Below are 21,950 nucleotides of genomic sequence, written 5' to 3' on the forward strand. Positions count from 1 at the left end.
CGGATCGACGCCCTCCACCGCCGTCACCAGCCTGTCGAGGGAGCCACCGTGCCGTACACCCCGAAGGACGCCACCGCCACGACCGCCGCCGCGAACCGGGACGACCGGGCGCTCTACGCTCTCGACGACGTCGAGGACTTCGAGACCGCCCGGCAGGGGAAGATCGCCGACATCCCGGACGGCAAGGTCCGGCTCGCCGACGGGAGCGTCGCCTACGACCGGACCGCCCTGTCGTTCCTCGACGACGACGGCGCACCCAACCCGGACACGGTGAACCCGAGCCTGTGGCGGCAGTCCCAGGTGATCCACGAGCCCGGCCTGTACAAGGTCGTCGACCACCTCTACCAGGTGCGCAACAACGACATCGGCAACCTCACCATCGTCGAGGGCGACGACGGCCTCGTCGTCATCGACTGCACGACCGGCGTGGAGATCGCGCAACAAGGGCTGGCGCTGTTCCGCGAGCACGTCGCGGACAAGCCCGTCGTCGCGGTGATCTACACCCACACGCACATCGACCACTACGGCGGGGTCAAGGGCGTCGTCGACGAGGCCGACGTCGCCTCGGGCAAGGTGCCCGTCATCGCGCCGGGCACGATCGCGAACTTCGACAAGTTCGCGATCGGGGAGAACGTCGTCGCGGGCAACGCGATGAGCCGCCGCGCGGCCTACGCGTTCGGCAACCTCCTGGACAACGACCCGCACCAGATGATCACCAACGGCATCGCGTCCGTCGGCGGCCACGGGATCACGGTGTCGTACATCTCGCCCACGGACCCGATCACCGAGACCGGCACGACGCGGAGCCTCGCCGGCCTCACGTTCGAGTTCCTCTACGCGCCGGACACCGAGGCGCCGGAGGAGATGCACGTCTGGATCCCCGAGCTCAAGGCCCTCACGTGCGCCGAGAACGCGAACCACTCGCTGCACAACATCCAGACCTTGCGCGGCGCGCGCACGCGCGACGCCCGCAACTTCGCCCGCTACCTCGACGAGACGCTCGTGCGGTGGGGCGACGAGGTCGAGGTCCACTACGGCCCGCACACGTGGCCCGTGTGGGGCAACGCGAAGGTCGTCGCGTTCCTCGAGTCGCAGCGCGACACGTACAAGTACATCCACGACCAGGCGCTGCGCCTGGCCAACAAGGGGTACACGCCGCTCGAGGCCGCGGAGGTGGTCGAGCTGCCCGAGGTGCTGCGCCGCCGGTGGTTCAACCGCGGCTACCACGGCACCCTGCACCACAACGTGCGGGCGGTGTTCACCAAGGAGCTCGGCATGTGGGACGGCGACCCGGTGTCGCTGCACCCGCACACCCCTGTGGACACCGCGAGCCGCTACGTGACCGCGTTCGGCCGCGACACGATCCTCGCCGAGGGCCGCCGGGCGTTCGAGGAGGGCGACTACCGGTGGGCCGCGCAGGTCCTGCACCACCTCGTGTTCGCCGACCCGGACGACCGCGAGGCCAAGGATCTCCAGGCCGACACGTACGAACAGCTCGGCTACCAGGTCGAGGGCCCGCAGTGGCGCGGCATCTACCTCACGGCCGCACGCGAGCTGCGCGAGGGCGTCATCCCCGCACGGTTCGCGAGCGGGAGCCCGGACACCATCGCCGGGATGCCCGTGGACATCCTCTTCGACTACGCCGCCGTGCACGTGATCGGTGAGAAGGCGGCCGAGGTCGACGTGCGGTTCGACGTGGACTTCACCGACCGCGGCGAGACCTGGACGGCCTGGGTCGCGAACGGCGTCCTCAACGCCCGCCCCGGCGCGTCGACCGACGCCCTCCTCACCGTCCGCGCACCCAAGGCACTGGCCGCCGCGGTGCTCCTGCAACCAGCAGCGGCGGGGAAGCTCGCGGCGGCCGGGAAGGTCACGCTCGACGGCGACCCCGCCGTCCTCGACGCCTACGCCTCGGTCCTCGACGAGTTCGACCCGAACTTCGCCATCGTCACACCGTGACTCCCGCCCTCGTCGCCATGCGGTCCGCTCACCTCAGGTCGCCCAGCGCGTGCGAACGCGCGCAGCCGTGCTTACGGTCGGAAGGACCGACGAGAGGAGACCCCCATGGGACTCGGTGACAAGATCGAGCACGCTGCCGAAGAGGCCAAGGGCAAGATCAAGGAGACCACCGGCAAGGCGAAGGACGACGAGCGCCTCGAGGCCGAGGGCAAGGCCGAGCAGTCCAAGGCCAACGTCAAGCAGGCCGGTGACGACGTCCGCGACGCCTTCAAGTAGTCGGACCCCGCGGTCCACGTGACCGCGGCTGCGCATCCCGAGGGCCCCGCCGTGAGGCGGGGCCCTCGTCGCGTCCGGGACGATCGCGCAGAGGACCTGATGTCAGGAGGCGACGCGCAGCGCGTCGCGGAGACGATGCCGGCGAGCGGCTCACCGCGCTTCGGGGCCAGCAGCTCCCGGGCGAGAGCACCGACGTCAGTCGGCCGGACCGCACCCCGCGGCGTCGGCGAGGAATCCTGCCGCGGCGGTCGCGAAGAGCCCTTCGAGACCGGAGCCCGCGGGGACGGGACGCGGGTCGTCGACGACGGTCCAGCACCCGTCGACCACGGCGTACCGGACCTGCGGCCCCTCCTCCACGTACGCGCGCACGGCGTCGACGAGGCGCGCGACCTCCGCGCCCGACGTCCCGACGCCGACCGACGCGCGGATGGCACCGGCGTCGTGCCCGAGCCGGGCGAGCAGCGGGTGCGCGCAGAACCGGCCGTCGCGGACACCGATGCCGTGCTCCGCCGACAGGTACGCGGCGACGAGGCCCGGGTCGTGCCCGGTCACGGAGAACGTCACGACGCCCACCGGGTCGACGGCGTCCGGCCACACGCTCACGACCTGCACGCCGTCGATCGCGGACAGCCCGGCGACGAGCCCGGCACGCAGCGCCGCCTCGTGCCCGTGCAGTGCGGCCGGGTCGAGGCCCGCGAGGGTGTCGCACGCCGCGGCGAGGGCGACGGCGCCGACCACGTTGGGCGAGCCGGCCTCGTGGCGCGCGGGGGCCGGCTGCCAGTCGGTGCCGTCGACGCGCACCTGGCGCACCGCCCCACCGCCCGCGAGGTACGGGGTGCCCGCGTCGAGCCAGTCGCGGCGACCGACGAGGGTGCCCGCGCCGAACGGCGCGTAGGTCTTGTGCCCCGAGAAGGCGACGTAGTCGACGCCCGTCTCCGCGAGCGAGAAGCCACGGTGCGGGACGAGCTGGGCGCCGTCGAGCACGACCCGCGCCCCGGCGTCGTGCGCGATCCGCACGACGTCCGCGACGGGCAGCGACTCACCCGTGACGTTGGAGGCCCCCGTGACCGCGAGGAGCGCGTAGTCGAAGCGCGCGAGCTCCGCGCGCAGCCCGGACAGCGTCTCGGCGACGCTCACGCCGCCCGCGAGGACCGTCGCGCCGCCCGTCCGCTGCCACGGCAGGAGGTTCGCGTGGTGCTCGACGTCGAGGACGAGCACGCGGCCGGGCGACCCGTCGGGGTTCGCCGGCACGCAGCCCGCGAGGAGGTTGAGCGAGTCGGTCGTGTTGCGCGTGACGACGGTGACGTCCTCCTCGCGCGCGCCGACGAACGACCCGATCGTGCGGCGCGAGGCCTCGTAGAGCGCCGTCGACACCTGGGAGAGGTAGCCCGCGCCGCGGTGCACGCTCGCGTACAGCGGCAGGACCTCGGTGACGCGGTCGGCGACCGCGCGGAGCGCCGGTGCCGACGCGGCGACGTCGAGGTTCGCGTACGGGACGGTGCGGCCGTCCACGAGCGGGACCAGCGTGTCGGCGCCGACCACGGGGAGCAGGGCCGGCAGCGCGGCGAGGTCCTCCGTCCGAGCGCCCGTCGCGGCGGCCGTCGGACAGGAGAGTTCGGCGAGAGCGGTCATGGCACGGTCCTCCGAGGTCGTGTCGGGGAGGTGCTCCCCGCGCTTGCCGCGCGCCGGTCGGCGTGCGGCCCGGTCGTCACCCGGGGCACCCCGCCGCGAGAGGAGGGTTGCCGGCCAGCAAACCGGGGTTTCACGCTGGCACTCATGACCTGTCACCCAGGATGTGCGCGGGGCGCTCGTCGTGTCAACCGGTGGTCAGCAGGTCTCGCATCGCGGGACGACGCACTGCCGCCCGGCCCTTCCACGACGCGAGACGCACGTTCCGGCCACAGGGCACCGTGACGTACGATCCGAGCAACCATCCGGAGCGGCCGAGTGACGTGGCACGTCGACGCCGCAGCAACCCCCCGACCCGAGAGGGCACGGGCGAGGGTGCTACTGCCACGATCGATGGAGGAGAACCATGAGCGAACTGACTCCCCGACCCGCCGTCGGCTACGCGGGCGACATCACGCCGCAGGAGGCGTGGGACCTGCTCGTCGCGGACGAGCGCGCCGTCCTCGTGGACGTCCGCACCGAGGGCGAGTGGCGCACCGTCGGCGTGCCCGACGTCGCGGGGCTCGGCCGCGAGGTCGTCTTCGACGAGTGGGTGACGCCCTTCGGGCCCAACCCCGCTTTCGTGGACCGGCTCGCCCAGGCGGGCCTCGCCCCGGGCGACGAGCGACCCGTCGTGTTCCTGTGCCGCTCCGGCCAGCGCTCGATCGGCGCCGCGCGCGCCGCGACCGCCGCCGGGCTCGGCCCCGCCTACAACGTCCTCGAGGGCTTCGAGGGCGCGCCCGGCTTCTCCGGCGTGCGCGACGCCGAGGGCTGGAAGGTCCGCGGTCTGCCCACCACCGCCTACGCCGACACCGAGGGCGAGGCCGGTCGGTGAGCGCGGGAGACGGCGTCGGGCAGGTCCCGGGCGGCTCCGGCCGCAAGCCGCTGCCCGCGAGCGCCCGTCCCGCGACGCTCGCCGTGCGGGGCGGCAACGCGCGCACGGAGTTCCAGGAGACGTCCGAGGCGCTGTTCCTCACGCAGGGCTACACGTACGACCGCGCGTCCGACGCCGAGGCCGCCTTCAAGGGCGAGCTCGACCGGTTCGTGTACTCGCGGTACGGCAACCCGACCGTGCACACGTTCGAGGAGCGGCTGCGCCTGATCGAGGGCGCGGAGGCCTGCTACGCGACGGCGTCGGGCATGTCGGCCGTGTTCACGTCGCTCGCGGCGCTCGTGCAGTCGGGGTCGCGGATCGTCGCGGCGCGCGCGCTGTTCGGGTCGAGCGTCGTGATCTTCGACGAGATCTTCGCCAAGTGGGGCGTGCGGACCGACTACGTCGACGGTCACGTGCTCTCCCAGTGGGAGGAGGCGCTGTCGACGCCGGCGGACGTCGTGTTCTTCGAGACGCCGTCGAACCCCATGCAGGACATCGTCGACGCGCGCCGCGTGGCCGACCTCGCGCACGCGGCCGGCGCCGTCGTGGTGCTCGACAACGTGTTCGCGACGCCGCTCATGCAGAAGCCGCTCGAGCTCGGCGCGGACGTCGTCGTGTACTCCGCGACGAAGCACATCGACGGCCAGGGGCGCGTGCTCGGCGGGGCGATCCTCGGGACCGAGGAGTACATCGGCGGGCCGGTCCAGACGTTCATCCGCAACACGGGCCCGACCCTCTCGGCGTTCAACGCGTGGGTCCTGCTCAAGGGCCTGGAGACGATGCCCGTGCGCGTGGCCGCCCAGAACGCCGGGGCCGAGCGGATCGCCCGGGTGCTCGAGGGCCTGCCGGGGATCGCGCGGGTGCGCTACCCGTTCCTCGAGTCCCACCCGCAGGTCGAGCTCGCGCGCTCGCAGCAGACGGGTGGCGGGACGGTCGTGACGTTCGACCTCGCGGTGCCCGAGGGGACGGATCCGGAGACCGCGAAGAAGCGCGCGTTCACGTTCCTCGACGCGCTGCAGGTCGTGGACATCTCCAACAACCTGGGCGACGCGAAGTCCATGGTCACGCACCCGGCGACGACGACGCACCGCAAGCTCGGACCCGAGGGCCGCGCGGCGGTCGGGATCGCCGAGACGACGGTCCGGCTGTCGGTGGGGCTCGAGGACCCGCTCGACGTGATCGAGGACGTCGAGCAGGCGCTGCACGCCTGACCGCGCCCCCGGAGCGTGGTCGACGCCGACATTGCCGTGGACGACGGCGGGCTGCGCGCCTAGCGTCGCGGTCGTGCCCGACGCGATCTTCGACGACCCGACCCTCGCCGCGCTGTACGACCCGCTCGACCCGGACCGCTCCGACCTCGACGCGTACGTGGCGATCGTCGACGAGCTGGGCGCGCGGTCGGTCCTGGACGTGGGCTGCGGCACCGGCACGTTCGCGTGCCTCCTGGCGCTGCGGGGCATCGAGGTCGTGGGGGTCGACCCTGCCGGCGCGTCGCTCGACGTCGCGCGCCGCAAGCCCGGCGCAGACCGCGTGCGCTGGCTCCACGGCGACGCAGCCACGCTGCCGCCGCGCCCGCCGCTGCAGGTCGACCTCGCGACCATGACGGCGAACGTCGCGCAGGTGTTCCTCACCGACGACGCGTGGACCGCGACGCTGCGCGGCGTGCACGCGGCCCTCGCCCCAGGCGGTCACGTGGTCCTCGAGACCCGGGTGCCCGCGCGCCGGGCGTGGGAGGGGTGGGTGCGCGACGAGACGTTCGTGCGGGTCGACGTCCCCGGTCTCGGGATCGTCGAGAGCTGGACCGAGCTGGCGGAGGTCGCCCTCCCCCTCGTGTCCTTCCACGACACGACCGTCCTGCCCGACGGGCGCGTGCTCCGCTCGGACTCGACGCTGCGGTTCCGCTCGCGCGAGGAGGTCGAGGCGTCGCTCGCCGCGTGCGGGTTCGTGGTCGAGGACGTCCGTGACGCCCCGGACCGCCCCGGCCGCGAGTGGGTCTTCGTCGCAAGAGCGGCCGACACGGGTGACGGGGGCGAGACGCACCGCCACCGCCGCGTCGTCCGGCCTGGTCAGGCGTCGCCCCACACGCCGAGCTCGTTGCCGCTCGGGTCGAGGAAGTGGAACCGGCGACCACCGGGGAACTCGTAGGGACCGTTGACGACGGTGCCGCCGGCGGCCTTCACCTGGTCCAGGGTGCCGTCGAGGTCGTCGCTGTAGAGGAGGACGAGCGGGCCGCCTCGGCTGACCGACTCGGCGAGCAGCAGCCCACCGGCCTCCTCGGAATCGCTCTCGGACTCCGCGGCCGTGCGGATGCCCGAGTACTCGTCCCCGTACGAGGTGAACGACCAGCCGAAGGCCGCGCCGTAGAAGTCCTGTGCCGCGCGCATGTCGGTGACGGAGAGCTCGATGTAGTCGATGGTGAGCGGGATGGAGTGCGTGTGCCGAGCCATGCGGACACGTTCCCGCACGCCACCCACAGCGGCGGTGGCCGGAGCGCCGGCTGTGGACGGCGGTTCGACGGTGTCGGTCGCACCTCGTAGCCTCCTCGTAGCGCCCGGCGGTCCGGCCGGCGCGGCGGCCCACCGGCCGGTCGTGGACAGAGTCGAGGGGGCAGCTCCGTGTTGCACGTGCACCGCTCCGAGCGTGCCGACGCGCTCGTCGAGCCGCTCGCGCGCCTCCTGGCCGACCCGCTGGACGACCCGTTCGCGGCCGACGTCGTCGCCGTCCCCACCCGTGGTGTGGAGCGCTGGCTCGCGCAGCGGCTGTCCCACCACCTCGGCGTACCGGCCGACGGGTCCCCCGGCGCGCCCGACGGCGCGTCCGGGGTGTGCGCGAACGTCGACTTCCGTGGACCGCGACGGCTCGTCGAGCAGGTGGTCGCCGACCTCACCGGCGTGGAGCCCGAGGACGACCCGTGGCGGCCCGAGCGCCTCGCCTGGTCGGTGCTCGAGGTGCTCGACGCCCATCTCGGCGAGCCGTGGGCGGCGCCGCTCGCGCGCTACGTCGGCGATCCCGGCGACGAGGTCCGCAGGGGCCGTCGCCTCACGCTCGCGCGTCGCGTGGCAGACCTCCTCGTCGACTACGCGAGGCAGCGGCCCGACGTCGTGCTCGCGTGGTCGGCGGGCGTCGACGCGTCGGCCCCCGGACCGCGGAGGACGCGGGCCGTGGACGTGCCCGACGACCTCGCGTGGCAGCCCGAGCTGTGGCGGCGTCTGCTCGCCCGCGTGCCCGGCACGGACCCGGCCCGCCGTGTCGAGGACGCGGTCGTCGCGCTGCACGCCGACCCGGCGGCGGTCGACCTGCCGCCGCGCCTCTCCGTCTTCGGCCCCACGCGGCTGCCGGAGGACGAGCTGCGGGTGCTGCGCGCCCTCGCCGAGCACCGCGACGTCCACCTGTGGCTCGTGCACCCCTCCCCCGCCCTGTGGGAGAAGGTCGCCGGCCACGACGACGGAGGGACCCTGCGCGCCGACGTGCCGACGTTCGCCCGGCACCCGCTGCTCGCGTCCACCGCGCGCGACGCCGTGGAGCTGCAGCTTCGACTGGCCGGCGCGGAAGCGACCCACCACACGACGACCTCGCCCCCGCGCACCCTGCTCGGCGCCCTGCAGTCGGCCCTCCGCGCGGACTCCCCGGACGGTGCGCACGTCCTGGACCCCGCCGACCGGTCGGTGCAGGTCCTGTCGTGCCACGGCCGCGCGCGGCAGGTCGAGGTCCTGCGGGAGACGCTCGTCGGGCTCTTCGCCGCCGACCCCACGCTGCAGGCGCGCGACGTCATCGTGCTCTGCCCCGACGTGGAGACGTTCGCCCCGCTCGTCACCGCGACGTTCGGCGCGGTGCCGGAGCTCGGCGACGACGCCCACCCGGGCCAGCGCCTGCGCGTCAGCCTCGCGGACCGGGGTGCGGGCACGACGAACCCGGCCCTCGCGCTGCTCGCGACGCTGCTGCGCCTCGCGGACGGGCGCGTCACGGCGTCGGAGGTGCTCGACCTCGCGGCGAGCGACCCGGTGCGCCGCCGCTTCCGGTTCTCGGACGACGACGTCGACCGGCTGCGCCAGTGGGTCGTCGAGGCGGGCGTGCACTGGGGCGAGGACGGCGAGCGTCGCGCGCGCTTCGGGATCGACCCGCACGTGCGGCAGGGCACGTGGGACGCCGCGCTCGACCGCATCCTGCTCGGCGCCGCGATGGCGGACGAGGGCGCCCGGTTCGTCGGTCCGGCGCTTCCGCTCGACGACGTCGGCTCGACCGACGTGGACCTGGCCGGGCGCCTCGCCGAGCTCGTCGCCCGGGTGACCCACGTCCTGGACGGCCTCGACGGCGTCCACCCGCTCGGGCACTGGCTCGACACGCTCGACCGGGCGCTGACGCTGCTCGCGGAAGCGCCACCGACGGAGACGTGGCAGATCGGCGCGGCCCGTCGCGCTCTCGGCGACGTGCGCGCCGCCGGGTCGGACCACGGCGGCGTCCCGCTGCGGCTCGCGGACGTGCGCGCGGTGCTCGCCGACCGGCTCGCGGGACGGCCCACCCGGGCCGGCTTCCGGACCGGAGCGCTCACGGTGTGCTCGCTCGAGCCGATGCGCTCCGTCCCGCACCGCGTCGTGTGCCTGCTCGGCCTGGACGACGGCGCGTTCCCCCGCGTCGGCGCCGCCGCGGGCGACGACCTGCTGGCGCGCCACCCCGAGATCGGTGAGCGCGACCCGCGCAGCGAGGACCGGCAGATCTTCCTCGACGCCGTCGCCGCGGCGGGCGACCACCTCGTCGTCGTGCACACCGGCGCCGACGAGCGCACGGGCGCTCCGCGGCCGCCGGCCGTCCCGGTCGCGGAGCTCCTCGACGCCCTCGGCCGCGTGGCGACGACACCCGACGGCGGACCGGTGCGCGAGCACGTCGTGGTCCGGCACCCGCTGCAGACCGTCGACGCGCGCAACTTCACGCCCGGCGCGCTCGGCGTGCCCAGGGCGTTCAGCCACGACCGCGCGGCGTTCGCCGGCGCGCGCACCGCGCGGGGCGAGCGTCAGACGGTCGGAGCGCTGGTCAGCGTGCCGCTCGCCCTCCCCTCCGCGGACCGCGGTGCGCCGGGCGACGTGGCGCCGGGTGCTCGCGACGTCGAGCTCGACGACCTCGTGCGCCTGCTCGAGAACGCGCCGCGGTGGTTCGCCCAGACGACGCTCGACGTGGGGCTCGTCGTGGACGAGGACGACGTCGACGACCGCCTGCCGCTCGCGCTCACGGGGTTGTCCGGCTGGGGCGTCGGCGACCGCGTGCTGCGTGCCGCGCTGGCGGGAGTCGAACCCGGCCGGGCCATGCAGGCCGAGTGGCGGCGTGGCCAGGTCCCGCCGCGCGAGCTCGGCCGCACCGCGCTGCAGGAGGTGGCACAGGCCGTCGGCCCACTGCGGCTGGTCTCCGTCGAGGCCGCGCGCGAGGCGGACGCGGCGGCAGGGCGTCCCCCGAGCCCGGACGTGCTGCGGTCCGGCGAGACGGTGGACGTCCGTGCCGTGCTGCCGGACGGCCGCACTCTCGTCGGGACCGTGCCCGGGGTGCACGGCCGCCGCGTGGTCCGCACCGAGTACTCGCGGCTCGGCCCCAAGCACCGCCTGCGCGCCTGGGTGCAGGCCCTCGCCCTCGCGGCGAGCAGCCCCGGTCACGCGTGGGACGCCGTGACGGTCGGGCGGTCGCCCCGCGGTCCCGGGGTCGCCTGGTCCACCATCACCCCTCCGGAGGCGGACGCCGCGGCGACGCTCCTCGGCGAGCTCGTCGCGCTGCGCGACGAGGCGGCCCGCGAGCCCCTGCCGCTGCTGCCCGAGGTGTCGTTGAAGTACGCCGAGGAGCGGCGCACCACCGACGCGCGCGACGCCCTGATGCGCGCCGGCTGGCTGTGGAACAAGGGGTTCGAGCGCAAGGACCCGTACGTCGTGCTCGCCTGGGGTCGCGACCCGCAGCTGGCCGACGTCGCCGGTCAGGCGTCGACGGCGGACCTGGGCAGGTTCCCCGACGACCCGTCCCGGCTCGGCGCCCTGTCACGCCGCGTGTGGGAGCCCTTGCTGGAGAACGAGCTGCGAGGTGCCCGATGATCGGCCCGACGTCCGCCCCGCTGCCGACGACGCCGTCGACGACACCGCCCACGCCCGTGACACAGAGCGCGACGAGGTCCGGCGGCGCGCCCCGACGCTTCGACCCCTTCGCCAGCCTCCCCGACGGGACCGTCGTCCTCGAGGCGAGCGCCGGCACGGGGAAGACGCACACCATCGCGACCCTCACGACGCGGTACGTCGCCGAGGGCGTCGCGACGCTGCCCGAGATCATGCTCGTCACGTTCGGCCGTGCGGCGACGTCCGAGCTCCGTGACCGCGTCCGCGAGCGCCTCGTCGCCACGGAGCGCGCCCTGCGCGAACCGGACCCGGCGAAGGACCCGGACCCGCTCGTGGGGTTCCTCGGGGCGGTCGACGCCGCCGAGCTCGACCGTCGCCGCGACCGCCTGCGCGTCGCGCTGTCCCAGCTCGACGCCGCGACCATCACGACCACCCACGGGTTCTGCCAGCAGATGCTGTCCGCCCTCGGCACGGCCGCAGACGTCGACCTCGCCACGGGCTTCCTCCCCGACGTCTCCGACCTCGTCGAGGAGGTCACGGACGACCTGTACGTGCGGCTCTTCGCCGACCAGGCCGAGCCACCGCTCGCCCCGCGGGACGTGTCCGACGTCGCGCGCGCCGCGGTGAGCGACCACGGCGCCGTCCTCGCCCCGGGCGACGCCGCCACGGGCTCGGTGGCGGCCGTTCGGCACGAGGTCGCCGTCGCCGCGCGGCGTGAGGTCGAGGCGCGCAAGCGCGCGATGCACCTGCTCGACTACGACGACCTCCTCGTGCTCCTGCGCCGCGCGCTGACGGACCCCGAGCACGGCGAGACGGCGGCCGAGCGCGTCCGCAGCCGGTACCGGGTCGTCATGGTCGACGAGTTCCAGGACACGGACCCCGACCAGTGGGAGATCCTGCGCACCGCGTTCCACGGGCACCGCACGCTCGTGCTCATCGGGGACCCGAAGCAGGCGATCTACGCGTTCCGTGGGGCGGACGTCGTGACGTACCTGAGCGCCGTCGAGGTCGCGGAGGACGTCGCGACCCTGAGCACGAGCTGGCGCAGCGACGGTCCTCTCCTCGCCGGGCTCCACGCCCTGCTGGGCGAGACCGCGCTGGGCGACCCGCGCATCGTCGTGCGGCCGGTCGACGCCGCGAACCCGCAGGCCCGCCTCGCCGGCGGCGCGCCGGTCCGGCTGCGGCAGGTCACCCGCCGCGCCTACCGGCTCGGCGGGTCGTCCGCGCCGTCCGCCCCCGACGCGCGGTCCCTCCTCGCGAAGGACGTGGCGGCCGACGTCGCAGGGCGGCTCGGGACCGCGAGCGGAGGTGACCGTGTGCTCGACGGCGTCGATCCTTCCGACGGTTCCGAGCACTGGCGCGGGCTCGAGCCGCGCGACGTCGCGGTGCTCACGAGGACGAACGCGCAGGCGGAGGCGGTCCGGTCCGCGCTCGTGGCGCTCGGGGTCCCCGCCGTCGTGTCCGGGCCGTCGAGCGTGTTCGGCTCCGCGGCGGCCCAGGACTGGCTCACGCTGCTCGCCGCCCTCGAGCAGCCAGGTCTGCACCGCCGCGCGACGGCGCTCGCGCTCACGCCCTTCGTCGGGTGGGACGCGCAGCGGCTCGCGACGGCCGACGACACCGACCACGACGAGCTCGGCGACACGGTGCGCGCGTGGGCGCGGTTGCTCGCCGACCGCGGGGTGGCCGCCGTCGCGGAGGTCGCCGCGCGGCGGGGAACGACGCAGCGGGTCATGGCCCGTGCCGACGGCGAGCGCTACCTCACGGACCTGCGGCACGTCACGCAGGCGCTGCACGAGGCCGCCACCACCGAGGGCCTGGGTACGGCGGCGCTCACCGCGTGGCTGCGCAGCAGGATCGCCGAGGTCGGCACGGTGTTCACCGACGAGCGGACCCGGCGCCTCGAGACGGACGCCGCCGCCGTCCAGGTCGTCACCGTGCACGCCGCCAAGGGCCTCGAGTTCGGCGTGGTCTACGTCCCGTTCGGCTGGGAGCGGTTCGAGCCCGACGACCAGGAGCTCTTCGCGTTCCACGACGACCACGGTCAGCGCGTGCTGCACGTGGGCGGCATCGGTTCGCCAGGGTTCGTGGACGCCCGGACGCGCTCGCGCGACGAGGAGCTGGGCGAGGACCTGCGCCTGCTGTACGTCGCGCTCACGCGCGCCCGGCACCAGGTCGTCGTGCACTGGACGCCGTCGAAGCGCAGCACCGGCTCCGGCCCGCTGACGCGCCTGCTGCTCGCCGACCGGCTGCTCGGTGGCGAGCCGGGTCGTCACGCGCGGCCCGACGCGATGCGCGACGACGCGGTGCGCGCCGCGTTCGAGGCCGTCGCTGCGCGCTCGGGCGGGACGGTCGTCGTCGAGCAGGTGGACTCGCGCCCGAAGGGCCGGCGGTGGTCGCCGGCGCAACGCCCCGAGACGGAGCTGGAGGTCGCGACGGCCGGTCACCTGCCCGACCGTGAGTGGCGGCGCGCGTCCTACTCCGCGCTCACCGCCGCCGCGCACCACGGTCCTGTCGGTGGGGTCGAGTCGGAGCCGGAGGACCCCGGGGTGCAGGACGAGCCGGAGGACGTCGCCGACGACGACGCGCAGGACGTCGGCCCTACCGCGACACCCGACGCCGCGCCGGGTGCCGACGTCCCGTCACCGTTCGAGGGCCAGCCCGGCGGGACCGCGTTCGGCACGCTCGTGCACGAGATCCTCGAGTACGTGGACACCGCGGCCGACGACCTGGACGCGGAGGTTCTGGCCCGGTGCGCCCAGGCGGCGACCGTCCGCGTGCCAGGGGTCGAGCCCGTCGCGCTCGCCACGGCGCTCGGACTCGCTCTGCGCACCCCGCTCGGGCCGCTCGCCGGGGGGCTCACGCTCGCCGAGGTGCATCCGCGCGACCGCCTGCCCGAGCTCGAGTTCGAGCTGCCGCTCGCGGGGGGCGACCTCACGGAGGGCGTCCGCCCGTCGACGCTGCGCGACCTCGCCGCCGTCCTGCGCGCCCACCTCGCCCCGGACGACCCGTTCGTCCGCTACCCCGACCTGCTGGCCGCGCTCGCCGACGAGTCCGGGACGGTGTCCGACGGCGTGCCGCTGCGCGGCTACCTCACGGGCTCGATCGACGCGGTGCTCCGCGTGCCGGGACCGGACGGGCGGCTCCGCTACCTCGTCGTCGACTACAAGACGAACCGGGTCGGCCCGCCCGGTCTGCCGCTCACCGTCGCCGACTACCGGCCCGAGGCGACGCGCGACGCGATGCTCGCCTCGCACTACCCGCTCCAGCTCGTGCTCTACCTCGTGGCGCTCCACCGCTACCTGCGCTGGCGGCTGCCCGGCTACGACCCGGACCAGGACCTCGCGGGCGGTGCCTACCTGTTCGTGCGCGGCATGGCCGGGCCGAGCACGCCGACAGGTCCCGACGGCGCCCCGTACGGGGTCGTCGCGTGGACGCCGCCGCCCGGGCTCGTCGTCGCCCTGTCCGCCCTGCTCGACGGAGTCCGCGCATGACCGCTACCGCAACGTCGGTCCCGCTGCCGGACGAGGGCGACCCGCGCCTCGCCGTCGGCGTCCCGGCCTGGCTCGCGCGGTTCAACGCGGCCCGTGTGGTCTCGGCGACCGACCTGCGCGTCGCGCTACGGCTCGGCCGCCTCACGGGCGAGCACGACGACCGGGTGCTGCTCGCCGTCGCGCTCGCCGTGCGCGCGGTCCGCAACGGGTCGGTGTGCGTGCGCCTCGACGACCCGTCCCTCCGGCTCCCCGAGGACGAGGAGGCGGCAGGAGCCGAGGCCGCGCACCTGCCGTGGCCCGACGACGCGGCCTGGGCCGGGGCGGTCGCGCGCAGCCCTCTCGTCGCGGCAGGGGTGGACGCGCCCGACGACCGGCCGGCGCGCTGGGTCGGCGGGCTGCTCTACCTCGACCGGTACTGGCGCGACGAGCTCGCGGTGCGCCGCGACGTCGACGGCCGGCTGGCCACGGACGACCTCCCCGTGGACGACGCCCGCCTGGACGTCGCCCTGGCCCGCCTGTTCCCGTCGGGACGCGACGCCCGCCAGCGCCTCGCCGCGGCGCACGCCGCCCACCGCCGTCTCACCGTCCTGACGGGTGGCCCCGGCACCGGCAAGACGACGACCGTCGCACGCCTTCTCGCCGTCCTGCACGACGCCGCCGTCCCGGCCGGACAGCAGGCCGACGGCCAACCGGCCGGACAGCAGGCCGGTGGTCTGGTGGACGGGTCGGTCGGCGGGCCGACCGAGAGCACCGTGCTCCGGGTCGCGCTCGCCGCCCCGACGGGCAAGGCCGCCGCCCGCCTGCAGGAGGCGGTGCGCGACGTCGTGTCCCGCTTCGACGACCCGGTCGACCGCGAGCGCGTCGGGTCACCGGTCGCCTCGACGCTGCACCGCCTGCTCGGCTACCGGCCGGGCAGCACCACGCGGTTCCGGCACGACGCGCACCACCACCTGCCGCACGACGTGGTCGTCGTCGACGAGACGTCGATGGTCGCGCTGCCGCTCATGGCGCGGCTGCTCGAGGCGTTGCGGCCCGACGCGCGGCTCGTCCTCGTCGGTGACCCGGACCAGCTCGCGTCCGTGGAGGCGGGTGCGGTGCTCGGCGACCTGGTGAACCGGCCACAGGTCGCCGCCCACCCCGCCGCCGCAGCGGTCCGCGCCGTCGCCGACGACGCACTCGCCGACGCTCCTGCGCCCGCCGAGGGCGAGGTGGACGACCGCTCGGCCCTGGGCAACGGTGTCGTCCGCCTGCGCACCGTCCACCGGCAGGAGAGCGGCTCGGCGATCCTTCCGCTCGCCGAGGCGATCCGGCGCGGGGAGGCGGACACGGTCCTCGAGCTGCTGCGCGCGGGCGACGCCTCCGTGGAGTTCTTCGAGTCCCCCGACGGCGAGCCGGACGACGCCGCGCTCTCCGCCGTCCGGGCCGACGCCGTCGCCGCCGGCACACGGCTGGTCGCCGCGGCGCGCGACGGTGACCCCACCGGCGCCCTCTCGGCGCTGGCGCAGCACCGCGTCATGGTCGCGCACCGCCGGGGACCCGCCGGCCGCACCCGCTGGGCGGCGCAGGTCGAGGCGTGGGTCGAGGAGGCCACCGAGCGTCCCGCGACGGACACGCCGTGGGTCGCCGGCCGGCCGCTTCTCGTCACGACCAACGCCCCGGACGTCGGCCTCTACAACGGCGACACCGGCGTCCTCGTCGCCGACGGGGACGGCGTCGTGGCGGTGTTCGGCGACCCGGGCGCCCCCGTGCGCGTCCGCACCCATCGCCTGCCCCCGGTCGAGAGCGTGCACGCGATGACCGTCCACCGCGCGCAGGGCAGCCAGTTCCGCCGCGTCACGCTCCTCCTGCCGCCCGAGACCTCGCCGCTGCTCACGCGCGAGCTGCTCTACACGGCGGTCACCCGCGCCCAGGACGCCGTGCGCGTGGTGGGGAGCGAGGCCGCGGTGCGGGCCGCCGTCGGGCACGCGGTGCGCCGGGCGAGCGGGCTGCGGGAGCCGCTCGGGACCGGCTGAAAGCCCTGGAGCGTGGGTCGCGTGCGTGCGACGATGCAGCGTCGTCCGAGGACGTGCCCGTCCCTGACCCTCGGCTCCCTCTGGAGGTCCCGTGCCGAAGAACGTCACCCTCATCCGTTCACGCGAGCTGTCCGACGTCGCCGAGTACGCCTACGCCGCCACCGTCGCGGCCGACGCGAGGCTGGTCTTCCTCGCCGGCTCGTGCCCGCTCGACGCGGACGGACGGACCGTCGCGCCCGGCGACCACGCCGGCCAGGCCGCGCGCTGCGTCGAGAACATGGTCGTCGCGCTCGCGGCGGCCGGCGCCACCCTCGAGGACGTCGTGAGCACGCGGGTCCTCGTCGCGTCGTCGCGGCAGGCCGACCTCGTCGCCGCGTGGGAGGTCGTGCGCGACGCGTTCGGCGACCACGACGTCCCGAGCACGCTGCTCGGCGTCACGGTGCTCGGCTACGACGACCAGCTCGTCGAGGTCGAGGCGGTCGCGGCCGTCCGGGACTGACGCACGCGGACGTCCGCCGGCATCATCGAGCCGCGAGACCGGGCCACCTCGTCACACGAAGCCCGGGTACTCCCACGGCTCGACGTCGAACAGCGCACGCGACGCCGGGTTGCCCTGGACGAGCGCGTCCACCACGTGCTGGTGCAGCACCTCGGCGCCGCTGCGCGTGAACGACGAGCTGAAGAGGCCACCGGGCTCGACGCGCGTCGAGTACATGAGCGGCATGCGGCCCTCGGACCGGTCGTAGCCGACCCAGCGCGTGAACACCGACCAGCCCGCGACCACGTCCAGCCCGACGACCGACCGGTCGTCCCCGCGCAGCTCGTGCCAGGTCTGCTCGTCGATCGGCATGCCGTCGAAGTCGTAGTACAGCACCACGTCGGCGTGGAAGTTGATCTCGTCGTCCACGGCCGCTCCCCTCGCCCCAGGGTCGTCGTCCCCCAATACGGTCGCCACGTCGTCGCGACCACCGCACCGCCTTGTGCAGCCGATGATGCCGCTCCCGGTCCGATACCGCCATCCGGCGCGCGCACCGCCGGAGGACGGCGGGAATGCGCGTCCGGTGCGCCGGGGTTGTCCCTCGTGATGAGCACCTCGCCCGACGCCGCGGCGTCCCCCAGCCCTCGCCTGTCCGTCCTCGACCTCGTGCCCGTGCGCACGGGCCAGACGAGCCCCCAGGCGGTCCACGCCTCCCTCGACCTCGTCCGTCTCGCGGACCGGCTCGGGCTCGAGCGCTACTGGTTCGCCGAGCACCACAACATGGCCGCGGTCGCGGCGTCGACGCCCCCGGTGATGATCGCGGCGGCCGCGTCGGTGACGGAGCGGATCCGGGTCGGCTCGGGCGGCGTCATGCTGCCGAACCACGCGCCGCTCGTCGTCGCGGAGCAGTTCGCGGCGCTCGAGGCGATCGCCCCGGGGCGCGTGGACCTGGGGCTCGGGCGCGCGCCGGGCTCGGACCCGGTCGTGACCCAGCTCCTGCGCATCACCGGACCGACGGCCGACGTCGACCGCTTCCCGCAGCACGTGACGGACATCCTCGCCCTCATGAGCCCGCAGGGCGCGCAGCTCCGGCTCACGAGCGGCCAGGTGTACGACGTCCACGCGACCCCGGCCGCCGAGAGCACGCCCACCGTCTGGCTCCTCGGGTCGAGCGACTACTCGGCCCGGCTCGCCGCCGAGCTCGGCCTGCCGTACGTGTTCGCGAACCACTTCTCGGGCCAGGGGATCGACGAGGTCCTCGCGCTCTACCGCGAGGGCTACCGCGCGAGCGAGGCCCACCCGGAGCCGCGCACGTTCCTCACCGCGAACGTCGTCGTCGCCGAGACCGCGGAGGAGGCCCACGCCCGCGCGCTGCCGCAGCTGCGGATGATGGCGCGCCTGCGGTCCGGTCAGGCGCTCTCGGCGCTGGAGACCGTCGAGGAGGCGCAGGCCACGCCGCTCGACGCGCTGTCCGAGCAGACCATCGAGGCGATGCGGTCGCGCTGGATCATCGGGACGCCCGACGACGCAGCGGCGGAGCTTCGCCGGCTCGCCGACCGGCACAGCGTGGACGAGGTCATGGTCGTCCCCGTCGCGGCGTCGCGCGCGGACGAGCCGCTCGACGCGACCCCGGGCCGCACCCGCACGCTCGAGCTCCTCGTCGGTGCCCTCGGGTAGCGTCGCCGCCATGACGACGAAGCTCGACGACGCGTCCTGGCACTCCGACGGCGAGGGGTTCCCGCCCGAGGCCGGCCCCGAGGCGGGAGCCACGCACATCGGGGTGTTCCTCGCGTGGGCCGTGCTCGGCGGGCACGTCTCCGACGACCTGGAGGAAGAGTCCGCCGAGGAGCTCGCCGCGCTGCGCGCCCGCGAGCTCACCGGTGGCCGGTTCGTCCACGAGTCGTGCGACGGGAAGCTCGTCACCGACGACCTCGCCCCCGACGCCACCGCGTTCGCCCTCGCGTACTACGCCGGGGACGACGAGGACGAGGACGACGGCGGCCTCTACCTCGAGGACTACGTGGACTCCGTCAGCCCGGGCGACGGCGAGCCCGAGGACGTCTACCGCGTGCCGGACACGTGGGAGACGTACGACCTCGTCGGCCCGCTGATCGACGCGCGGTTCTCGCAGTGGCAGGACGAGGGCCGGCCTGCTGTCCTGCGTCAGCGGTCCTGACCGGGCGTCGTCACTCTGCCGCCCTTCCTCGCCGATCGGTGATGGACTAGCCTGACTTAGTCCGCCTGGTCCAGTCCCGTTCTCGGCGCGGAGGCACCATGAAGACCGTCAATGTCCACGAGGCGAAGACCCACCTGTCGCGCCTGCTCGCCGAGGTCGAGGCAGGCGAGGAGATCGTCATCGCCCGCGCCGGGAGACCGGTGGCCCGCCTCACGGCGGCTTCGCCCGCCACACCTGCGGAACGGCGGCTCGGGTTCTTCCGGGGCCGCACCACGGTCCCTGACGACTTCGACACGTGGGGGCAGGACGAGATCGTCGCGATGTTCGAGGGGACCGAGTGAGGATCCTGCTGGACACGCATCTGCTGCTGTGGGCGGGCGACGAGGTAGACCGCCTGCCACGCGGGGCTCGCGACCTTCTGGCCGACCCGGACGTCGAGCCGTGGTTCAGCGCGGCCAGCATCTGGGAGATCAGCATCAAGCACGCCCGGAGACGGGCGGACTTCAGCGTCGAGCCCGGCCCTTTCCGTCAGGCACTCCTCGGAGCAGGCTTCGTCGAGCTCGCCGTGACGGGTGCCCACGCCGCCGCCGTCGCCGCACTCCCACCGGTCCACCGCGACCCGATCGACCGGTTGCTCGTCGCACAGGCGGTCAGCGAAGGCGTCCAGCTCCTGACGCACGACGCCGTTCTCGGCCGTTACCCCGGCCCGATCCGGGTCGTCTGAGATGACCGCACCCCGACGCGTCACCCGGATCGCCTCCGCCGTGCGCGCCGACAACCCTGGACCCATGACGCTCGACGGCACGCGCTCGTACGTCCTGCGCGCGCCCGGTGCCGACGCGTGCGTCGTCGTGGACCCTGGGCCCGACGACACGACTCACCTCGACGCGCTCGCCGCGGCCGGGCCGGTCGCCCTCGTGCTCGTCACGCACCGCCACGCCGACCACACCGCGGGGTCGGCCCGCCTGCACGCCCTCACGGGCGCGCCGGTCCGCGCGGCCGACCCGGTGCACTGCCACGGAGGCCGGCCGCTCGTCGACGGCGAGACGATCGACGTCGCCGGTGTGCGCATCGCCGTGCTCGCCACGCCGGGTCACACCGCGGACTCCGTCTGCCTGGTCCTGCCCGACGACGGCCCGGTCATCACCGAGGCCGAGGCACCCGGGCACGACGCACGCGCGGACGCGGCCACCGAGGCCGGGGCACGGTCGGGCACGGTGCTCACGGGTGCCACGGTCCTCACGGGTGACACGATCCTCGGGCAGGGCACGACCGTCATCGCCGAGCCGGACGGGTCGCTCGGCCGCTACCTCGCGAGCCTGGACCGGCTGGGCGCGCTCGTCGTGCACCGGCGCGTCATCGGGCTCCCGGGTCACGGCCCGGTGATCGACGACCTCGGTGAGCGGGTGCGCGCGTACCGGGCCCACCGGCTCGAACGGCTCGCGCAGGTGCGGGCCGCGCTCGCGACGCTCGGCCTCGCGCCGGGCGACGAGTTCGCGGCCGAGCGCGTGACCGCGCACGTCTACGCGGACGTCGACCCGTCCGTGCTCGGAGCGGCCCGGCAGAGCGTCCTGGCGCAGCTCGCGTTCCTCGCCGAGGTGGACCGGCGCGCACGCCCACCGCGCCGCGGGCCGTCGGGAGTGCGGCAGCGCGACACCTGAGTGTCCGAGGCGCGCGGCACGATGGGGGCATGACGACACCTCGGCTCGGCATCGCCTACGTCCCCACGCACCCTCCGGAGACGCTGCGCGCGCTCGCGACGGGCGCGGAGGCCACCGGACTCGACGACCTGTGGGTGTGGGAGGACTGCTTCAAGCAGAGCGGTCTCGCGTCCGCGGCGGCGGCACTCGCCTGGACGAACCACGTTCGCGTCGGGCTCGGGCTCATGCCGGCGCCCCTGCGGAGTACGGCGATCACCGCGATGGAGGTCGCGAACCTCGGGCGCATGTTCCCCGGGCGGTTCGTCGCGGGCGTCGGGCACGGCGTCCAGGAGTGGATGGGGCAGGCGGGCGTCCGGGTGTCGTCGCCGCTGACGCTCCTGCGCGAGCACACCGTCGCCCTGCGCGCCCTGCTCGCGGGCGAGGAGGTCACGACGTCGGGCCGGTACGTGACGCTGGACCGCGTGCGTCTCGACTGGCCGCCGACCGAGCCGGTCCCGCTGTGGCTCGGCGGAGTCGGTCCGCGGTCGGTCGCGCTCGCGGGCGAGCTCGGCGACGGACTGATCCTCGCCAACGCGTTCACGCCCGCCGAGGTCCGCGAGACGGTGGACGCCGTCCGGGCTGCGGCGCGAGACGCGGGGCGCCCGGACCCTGACGTGCACGCGACCCTCATCGCGGCGACGGGATCCGGCGCGCAGGAGCGGGTCGACCGCGAGGTGCCGACGTGGGGCCGGGAGGCAGGGATCGGCATCGGGGCGGGCGGCGACGCGCGCGCGATCGCCGACGGCGTGCTCGCCCTCGCGGGCGCCGGGGCGACCGCCGTCGCGGTGCAGCCCACCGCCGACGAACCGGACCTCGACGCGTTCGTCCGGTTCCTCGGCGAGGAGGTCCGGCCGCTCGTCGTCGCGGGCTGAGGACCGGCTGGCCTCAGCGTCCGGTGTGCGCCAGTGCCCGACGCCGCTCGCGCACCCCGTGCACGACGGCGGCCGTCGCGCACACGAGCGCCACCAGGGCGACGGCGAGGAGGAGACGCGAGGGGAAGGCGGCGTAGAGGTCGGTCACCTCGGCCACCGGGATGCCCCAGTCCGTCACGATCTCCCGGGCCTCGGTCGCGAGACCCCCGACACGACCCGGAACGAGCGCGACGGCTCCGAGGACCCAGCCGAGCAGCTCCCCGAGCAGTGCGGGCACGGAGTAGGCACTGGTCAGAGAGGGGATCACGCGGCCCACCCTATCGGCTCACCGGAGGACGAACCAGGGCAAAGCTCCGCCCGC

The 21,950-nt window shown here is 75.0% G+C and carries 19 protein-coding genes and 2 riboswitches; of the genes, 15 read left to right on the top strand and 4 right to left on the bottom strand.

Annotated features, from left to right (window positions below):
* Nucleotides 1–48: 48 nt before the first annotated feature.
* Entirely contained in the window at nucleotides 49–1,959 is a 1,911-nt protein-coding gene (locus tag NFS20_RS14955) for an alkyl/aryl-sulfatase (protein ID WP_251152582.1), read from the top strand.
* A 105-nt stretch (nucleotides 1,960–2,064) separates the two neighbouring features.
* The gene (locus NFS20_RS14960; protein ID WP_251152583.1) at nucleotides 2,065–2,235 is read left to right on the top strand and encodes a CsbD family protein; all 171 of its coding nucleotides are present in this window, start codon (nucleotides 2,065–2,067) and stop codon (nucleotides 2,233–2,235) included.
* 195 nt (nucleotides 2,236–2,430) lie between these two features.
* Here the strand turns inward: NFS20_RS14960 and NFS20_RS14965 are convergent, their stop codons facing one another.
* On the bottom strand, nucleotides 2,431–3,867 hold the full coding sequence (locus tag NFS20_RS14965) for an aminotransferase class V-fold PLP-dependent enzyme (protein ID WP_251152584.1): 1,437 nt from the start codon (nucleotides 3,865–3,867) through the stop codon (nucleotides 2,431–2,433).
* A 34-nt stretch (nucleotides 3,868–3,901) separates the two neighbouring features.
* Nucleotides 3,902–4,017: riboswitch (SAM riboswitch) on the bottom strand.
* A 145-nt stretch (nucleotides 4,018–4,162) separates the two neighbouring features.
* Nucleotides 4,163–4,264: riboswitch (SAM riboswitch) on the top strand.
* Nucleotides 4,265–4,270: 6 nt separating this feature from the next.
* On the opposite strand from NFS20_RS14965, the gene NFS20_RS14970 reads away from it, so the two are divergent.
* The 3 genes from NFS20_RS14970 (at nucleotide 4,271) to NFS20_RS14980 (ending at nucleotide 6,922) form a co-directional block, all read left to right on the top strand.
* Complete coding sequence (locus tag NFS20_RS14970) at nucleotides 4,271–4,738, top strand: rhodanese-like domain-containing protein (protein WP_251152585.1); 468 nt, start codon at nucleotides 4,271–4,273, stop codon at nucleotides 4,736–4,738.
* Entirely contained in the window at nucleotides 4,735–5,988 is a 1,254-nt protein-coding gene (locus tag NFS20_RS14975) for an O-succinylhomoserine sulfhydrylase (protein WP_463103628.1), read from the top strand. The genes NFS20_RS14970 and NFS20_RS14975 overlap by 4 nt, the downstream gene beginning before the upstream one ends.
* A gap of 73 nt (nucleotides 5,989–6,061) precedes the next feature.
* Nucleotides 6,062–6,922, top strand: coding sequence for a class I SAM-dependent methyltransferase (locus tag NFS20_RS14980; protein ID WP_251152586.1), 861 nt, complete (start codon nucleotides 6,062–6,064; stop codon nucleotides 6,920–6,922).
* On the opposite strand, the gene NFS20_RS14985 is transcribed toward NFS20_RS14980, so the two are convergent.
* Nucleotides 6,844–7,224, bottom strand: coding sequence for a VOC family protein (locus NFS20_RS14985; protein ID WP_251152587.1), 381 nt, complete (start codon nucleotides 7,222–7,224; stop codon nucleotides 6,844–6,846). The genes NFS20_RS14980 and NFS20_RS14985 overlap by 79 nt on opposite strands.
* A 168-nt stretch (nucleotides 7,225–7,392) precedes the next feature.
* Here NFS20_RS14985 and recC point away from each other — a divergent pair, with 168 nt between their 5' ends.
* The 4 genes from recC (at nucleotide 7,393) to NFS20_RS15005 (ending at nucleotide 16,862) form a co-directional block, all read left to right on the top strand.
* On the top strand, nucleotides 7,393–10,842 hold the full coding sequence (recC, locus tag NFS20_RS14990; RefSeq protein ID WP_251152588.1) for an exodeoxyribonuclease V subunit gamma: 3,450 nt from the start codon (nucleotides 7,393–7,395) through the stop codon (nucleotides 10,840–10,842).
* Complete coding sequence (locus NFS20_RS14995) at nucleotides 10,839–14,351, top strand: UvrD-helicase domain-containing protein (protein ID WP_251152589.1); 3,513 nt, start codon at nucleotides 10,839–10,841, stop codon at nucleotides 14,349–14,351. Before recC ends, NFS20_RS14995 begins: the two co-directional genes overlap by 4 nt.
* Nucleotides 14,348–16,363, top strand: coding sequence for an exodeoxyribonuclease V subunit alpha (gene recD, locus NFS20_RS15000; RefSeq protein WP_251152590.1), 2,016 nt, complete (start codon nucleotides 14,348–14,350; stop codon nucleotides 16,361–16,363). The genes NFS20_RS14995 and recD overlap by 4 nt, the downstream gene beginning before the upstream one ends.
* A gap of 91 nt (nucleotides 16,364–16,454) precedes the next feature.
* The gene (locus NFS20_RS15005; RefSeq protein ID WP_251152591.1) at nucleotides 16,455–16,862 is read left to right on the top strand and encodes a RidA family protein; all 408 of its coding nucleotides are present in this window, start codon (nucleotides 16,455–16,457) and stop codon (nucleotides 16,860–16,862) included.
* Between the two features lie 51 nt (nucleotides 16,863–16,913).
* On the opposite strand, the gene NFS20_RS15010 is transcribed toward NFS20_RS15005, so the two are convergent.
* Nucleotides 16,914–17,270: a hypothetical protein gene (locus NFS20_RS15010; RefSeq protein WP_251152592.1), complete on the bottom strand. Its 357-nt coding sequence runs from the start codon at nucleotides 17,268–17,270 to the stop codon at nucleotides 16,914–16,916.
* A gap of 177 nt (nucleotides 17,271–17,447) precedes the next feature.
* On the opposite strand from NFS20_RS15010, the gene NFS20_RS15015 reads away from it, so the two are divergent.
* The 6 genes from NFS20_RS15015 (at nucleotide 17,448) to NFS20_RS15040 (ending at nucleotide 21,589) form a co-directional block, all read left to right on the top strand.
* Entirely contained in the window at nucleotides 17,448–18,518 is a 1,071-nt protein-coding gene (locus NFS20_RS15015; RefSeq protein ID WP_251152593.1) for an LLM class flavin-dependent oxidoreductase, read from the top strand.
* Nucleotides 18,519–18,528: 10 nt separating this feature from the next.
* The gene (locus NFS20_RS15020; protein ID WP_251152594.1) at nucleotides 18,529–19,017 is read left to right on the top strand and encodes a DUF7832 domain-containing protein; all 489 of its coding nucleotides are present in this window, start codon (nucleotides 18,529–18,531) and stop codon (nucleotides 19,015–19,017) included.
* Nucleotides 19,018–19,115: 98 nt separating this feature from the next.
* Nucleotides 19,116–19,358: a type II toxin-antitoxin system Phd/YefM family antitoxin gene (locus NFS20_RS15025; RefSeq protein ID WP_251152595.1), complete on the top strand. Its 243-nt coding sequence runs from the start codon at nucleotides 19,116–19,118 to the stop codon at nucleotides 19,356–19,358.
* Nucleotides 19,355–19,741, top strand: coding sequence for a type II toxin-antitoxin system VapC family toxin (locus tag NFS20_RS15030; protein ID WP_251152596.1), 387 nt, complete (start codon nucleotides 19,355–19,357; stop codon nucleotides 19,739–19,741). The genes NFS20_RS15025 and NFS20_RS15030 overlap by 4 nt, the downstream gene beginning before the upstream one ends.
* 1 nt (nucleotide 19,742) lies before the next feature.
* On the top strand, nucleotides 19,743–20,678 hold the full coding sequence (locus NFS20_RS15035) for an MBL fold metallo-hydrolase (RefSeq protein ID WP_251152597.1): 936 nt from the start codon (nucleotides 19,743–19,745) through the stop codon (nucleotides 20,676–20,678).
* Between the two features lie 29 nt (nucleotides 20,679–20,707).
* Nucleotides 20,708–21,589, top strand: coding sequence for an LLM class flavin-dependent oxidoreductase (locus NFS20_RS15040; RefSeq protein ID WP_251152598.1), 882 nt, complete (start codon nucleotides 20,708–20,710; stop codon nucleotides 21,587–21,589).
* Between the two features lie 13 nt (nucleotides 21,590–21,602).
* On the opposite strand, the gene NFS20_RS15045 is transcribed toward NFS20_RS15040, so the two are convergent.
* Nucleotides 21,603–21,896 carry a hypothetical protein gene (locus NFS20_RS15045; protein ID WP_251152599.1) on the bottom strand — a complete coding sequence of 98 codons (294 nt, stop codon included), beginning with the start codon at nucleotides 21,894–21,896 and terminating at the stop codon, nucleotides 21,603–21,605.
* Nucleotides 21,897–21,950: the final 54 nt, after the last annotated feature.

The sequence above is a fragment of the Cellulosimicrobium sp. Marseille-Q4280 genome, from assembly GCF_943181405.1.
In the GTDB taxonomy this organism is placed as follows: domain Bacteria; phylum Actinomycetota; class Actinomycetes; order Actinomycetales; family Cellulomonadaceae; genus Cellulosimicrobium.

Bases quoted from the DNA above. Each gene is read 5' to 3' on its own strand.
- NFS20_RS14960 (WP_251152583.1), top strand. From the start codon at position 2,065: ATGGGACTCGGTGACAAGATCGAGCACGCTGCCGAAGAGGCCAAGGGC.
- NFS20_RS14965 (WP_251152584.1), bottom strand. From the start codon at position 3,867: ATGACCGCTCTCGCCGAACTCTCCTGTCCGACGGCCGCCGCGACGGGC.
- NFS20_RS14970 (WP_251152585.1), top strand. From the start codon at position 4,271: ATGAGCGAACTGACTCCCCGACCCGCCGTCGGCTACGCGGGCGACATC.
- NFS20_RS14985 (WP_251152587.1), bottom strand. From the start codon at position 7,224: ATGGCTCGGCACACGCACTCCATCCCGCTCACCATCGACTACATCGAG.
- NFS20_RS14995 (WP_251152589.1), top strand. From the start codon at position 10,839: ATGATCGGCCCGACGTCCGCCCCGCTGCCGACGACGCCGTCGACGACA.
- recD (WP_251152590.1), top strand. From the start codon at position 14,348: ATGACCGCTACCGCAACGTCGGTCCCGCTGCCGGACGAGGGCGACCCG.
- NFS20_RS15015 (WP_251152593.1), top strand. From the start codon at position 17,448: ATGAGCACCTCGCCCGACGCCGCGGCGTCCCCCAGCCCTCGCCTGTCC.
- NFS20_RS15020 (WP_251152594.1), top strand. From the start codon at position 18,529: ATGACGACGAAGCTCGACGACGCGTCCTGGCACTCCGACGGCGAGGGG.
- NFS20_RS15025 (WP_251152595.1), top strand. From the start codon at position 19,116: ATGAAGACCGTCAATGTCCACGAGGCGAAGACCCACCTGTCGCGCCTG.
- NFS20_RS15035 (WP_251152597.1), top strand. From the start codon at position 19,743: ATGACCGCACCCCGACGCGTCACCCGGATCGCCTCCGCCGTGCGCGCC.
- NFS20_RS15040 (WP_251152598.1), top strand. From the start codon at position 20,708: ATGACGACACCTCGGCTCGGCATCGCCTACGTCCCCACGCACCCTCCG.